The organism is Vicinamibacteria bacterium (assembly GCA_035620555.1).
In the GTDB taxonomy this organism is placed as follows: domain Bacteria; phylum Acidobacteriota; class Vicinamibacteria; order Marinacidobacterales; family SMYC01; genus DASPGQ01.
The window spans coordinates 1-3,693 of the sequence record DASPGQ010000361.1; the positions used below are offsets into that span (position 1 = coordinate 1).

Here is a 3,693-nt window from a genome sequence, read left to right on the forward strand (position 1 = left end):
CGGCAAGATGGCGCAATGTCCTGAGCGGGTCCTCCCCGGAATTGTCGTCTTCCTGAGCTTCTAAGAGGCCGAGACCTCCGATCGCAATAAGCGTCAACAAGAAACTTCTCATGTGCTACCTCCTCGCCGCTTCTCGAACTGGGTGATGACGACTTCGAGCTTCTCGATCTCGCCGTTTCTGACGGTGAATAGATCGAATCCACGCCGAGGCTCCAGGTACGAGGACGACATGCAGCTCCACTCGGCGCGGACGCGCTCCCCGTCACGGTCCACCCGATGGAGCTGGAGCTTCATGTCCGGCGGCGGAGGATTGCTGAACAGCTCTCGATAGGTGCGACGGATCGCCTCACGGCCGACGTGCTCGCGTCGGCGGCCAGTGAAGGTCTCGATGAAAACCGCGCCGTCGGAGAAGAGCTCCATCATCGGCTCTTCGCCCTCGGGACCTCCTTCCATGGCCTGGAAGAGCCGCTCGACGACGCGAAGAGCGGTGTCATCGGCTGGCAAGTCTCTCGTCTCCTTTGATAGCCTGAGCAAGCGGATGCTGGACACGGAGATTCTCGAGCGCTTGCGCCGCCTGGTCGAGAAAGCCGGTACGTCCTCTGATTTTCCTCTGGAAGAGATCACGCGGCTGGCGGGGACGGCGGGCGAAACGGGCATCACCATCGACTTCGACGCGGTACAGGACCTCGGTCATCCGCTGATCGTCCTGCGGCCGCAGGAGTCGTCGTTCCCGCAGCTGTCTTCCCGCGAGCGCGAGGTGGCGGCTCTCGTGGCGAGAGGGCTCAGCAACAAGGAGATTGCCGCCCGTCTATTCATCTCCGTCGCCACCGTCAAAGATCACGTCCACCACATCCTCTCGAAGACTGGCCTCGCCAGCCGGACGGCGCTCGCCGCCGCGCTTCGACCCTAACGTAAGGATTCATCGAGCTCGGGTCAATCCATCTTTGGATGGATTTCTCGGCCTCCGCGACAGCGGGCTCAGCGGCCGTGCTCGGCCAGATAGGCCCTGGATGCGGCTTCGTCCATCAAGGGGACCACCTTGTCCGGATCGACGCGCACCATCAGGTACGTGATGTGGTCGTCGATTCTGGTGAACTGATGACCCGTTCCCGCGGGGATGACGAAAACGTCGCCCGCCTCGAGTACGTGAGTCGTAGGGGTCCTTATGTCGGCCGCATTGTTGCCCGGGCCGTTCAGGAACTGGACGGCCCGATTATCGGGTGGACGTCGTTGTTTGTCCACGAGATCGGGTCCGGTACGGTTCGTGCCCGAGCCGCTGAGCACGTAGTACACCTCGGTGACCAGGTCGTGCTCGGCCACCGATCCGGGTGGAGGTGCGTCGAGCTTGCCTCGGTGGGCGACCGCGATTTGCACGTTGACCTTGCCAATGTCGATCGAGCGAACCTGCTGATCGGTTATCCCTTCTTGGCTTCCCACGTCGGCGTATCGCTGGATCTCCTCGGCGGGAATGTAGTTCGCGGGGCACATCTCACACGAGGGCTGAATGTCCTGCGCCGACAGTCGGCCCAGCACGAACGCCACCGCTACGAAGAATACGCTGAGCGCCATCTTTCGCATACGAGCTCTCCTCTCAGGTGTTCGAAGTCACGTGAGTGTACGCCAGCGGGAATGGTTTGACCTAGAGTGCTCAATGCCGTGGCGGAACCCGTAATCGATCGTGCCGCCACCGCTCGGGCCGCATACGGTGCGGCAATTTTGCGGTGGACAGCCCTTCGGAGCAGCCCCGCAACATCTCATTCCCACGAAGCAACCCGAATGCGGACGATTATTCGCACTCCGTGCTCACATCTGATACCCACGAAGGAGCCCGATGGGGACGATTGCACCGGGCTCCCGCCTGCGCCCTCCGGGCTTCGGCGCGGTTTCGACGAAGCCTTGGCGAAGTCGAACGCTCCGCTCGCGCATGGTGGGCTGAGTTTTTCATCACCCTGCCAGCGGCGATCGGAAGGCGGCTCGGTTGCTCTCGCTGAAGCACCCTCGTATCATCCGCCATCGGTTGCGGGTCCTCAGGTGGAGCGAGGGACATGAGTTACCCAGTTGTGCCGCGAATCATCGGAACGGCGTGGGCGGTGAGCTGCCTGTTAGCTGGGGGACAGCTCGTCGCTCAGCCACGGGCGAAGAACATGGAGCTTTTGGGACATCACGATTTGCAAGGACGCTGGTCATACCAACCCGTGCCGCACCGATATGGCGAAAGGTGGATTCTCTTCGTCGGCCATCATGCCGGTGAGGCCGTGAGCTCGCTCTCGGGGAAGACGGAGAGAAACGGCATGTCGATTCTGGACGTCACCGATCCGAAAGCACCGATCCTCCTCCATCACGAGCCTCCGAGCGGGCAGGAGGCGAATGGAACTCAACACGTCCAGGTCTGTGATGGCAGCGCGCTTCCGAACGCCGAGGATGGCCGCGTCTACGTCTTGCGAACGAACGGCCAGCTGAGCCAAGAGATCCTGGACGTGACCGAACCCGCTCGACCGACTTTCGTAACGACGATCCTCACGACCGGCTTCACTGAGGACGGTCGTCGGGAGACGCACAAGAACTGGTGGGACTGCGAAACGGGCATTGGATACCTGTTGTCCACCGCGGAAGGCTGGCGGGTCCCCCGTGTGCTGCAGGCGTACGATCTCAGCGACCCGGAAAAGCCTCGTCACATCCGTGATTTCGCACTCGACGGGATGCAGCCGGGTGGCAAAGGCGATTTCTCCGATGCGATCGGACTGCATCAGCCGGTCGTGGTGGGAGATCGCATCTACCTCGGCTATGGCAGCGGCACCAACGGCGTGGTACAGATTCTGGACCGGGACAAGTTCTTGAAAGGAGACCCCGGCGCCGAGCAACCTTTCGCCCCGACCGCCGAGAACCTCCTGTATCCGCAGATCGCCCGGCTGGATATGCCCACGTTCTGGGGCGCCCACACGGTGAAGCCCATTCACGACCTCGAGATACCCGATTATGGAGACAACCGCGAGAACCGAGTCCGCGATTTCCTCGTGATTCCCTCGGAATCGGGACCAGCTCGCTGTCAAGAGACCCGCCACGCCGTGTTCTTCGTCGACGTGACCCAGGAAGACAAACCATTCCCCGTATCGAGCTTCCAGGTTCCGGAGGAGCCCGGCGACTTCTGCAATCAGGGTGGCCGGTTCGGCCCTCACTCCGTGAACGATTCCTTCAACTCGGCCTTCTTGAAGAAGGTGGTTCTGGTCGCTTACTTCAACGCCGGAGTGCGGGCTGTTGACATACGAGACCCTTTTTATCCCCAGGAGATCGGTTACTTCATTCCGCAGATCACCGACGCGACCGAGCCGACCTGTGTCAGGATCGATGGAGTCGAGGAGTGCAAGGTGGCGATCCAGACCAACAACGTCGAGATCGACGATCGGGGCTACATCTATCTGCTCGATCGCCGCGGAACGGGGCTGCATATCGTCGCCCTGACGGGGGCGGCCCACGACCTGGTGGGGCTGCCGCGTTAGCTCTCGCTAGAGTTTCAGTTTCAGCCCGAACAGCAATCTCACGTAGCTCGGGTCGATCTCGAGCGGTGGAAGAGCCAGAAATTCCTCGATTTGCTGCAGGGGCACTTCGACGACGTTGGCCGAGATGCGCTCGTCGAGGCCCACGGAGCTCTCCGTTTCCGGGGCCTTCAGAAAACGCCCGTCGGCGAAGACGGCA

General features: G+C 61.7%; 5 protein-coding genes. 2 read left to right on the top strand and 3 right to left on the bottom strand.

The features are described 5' to 3' along the window. Positions 1-108: 108 nt before the first annotated feature. Positions 109-504, bottom strand: a complete 396-nt coding sequence (locus VEK15_14615) for a nuclear transport factor 2 family protein (GenBank protein ID HXV61927.1) — start codon at positions 502-504, stop codon at positions 109-111. A gap of 34 nt (positions 505-538) precedes the next feature. On the opposite strand from VEK15_14615, the gene VEK15_14620 reads away from it, so the two are divergent. Continuing rightward, entirely contained in the window at positions 539-910 is a 372-nt protein-coding gene (locus VEK15_14620) for a response regulator transcription factor (GenBank protein HXV61928.1), read from the top strand. Positions 911-978: 68 nt separating this feature from the next. On the opposite strand, the gene VEK15_14625 is transcribed toward VEK15_14620, so the two are convergent. Further along, positions 979-1,578: a cupin domain-containing protein gene (locus VEK15_14625; protein HXV61929.1), complete on the bottom strand. Its 600-nt coding sequence runs from the start codon at positions 1,576-1,578 to the stop codon at positions 979-981. 467 nt (positions 1,579-2,045) lie between these two features. On the opposite strand from VEK15_14625, the gene VEK15_14630 reads away from it, so the two are divergent. Next, the gene (locus VEK15_14630) at positions 2,046-3,497 is read left to right on the top strand and encodes a hypothetical protein (GenBank protein ID HXV61930.1); all 1,452 of its coding nucleotides are present in this window, start codon (positions 2,046-2,048) and stop codon (positions 3,495-3,497) included. Between the two features lie 6 nt (positions 3,498-3,503). Here the strand turns inward: VEK15_14630 and VEK15_14635 are convergent. Next, on the bottom strand, positions 3,504-3,693 hold a 190-nt coding region (locus VEK15_14635; protein HXV61931.1), incomplete at its 5' end, for a hypothetical protein.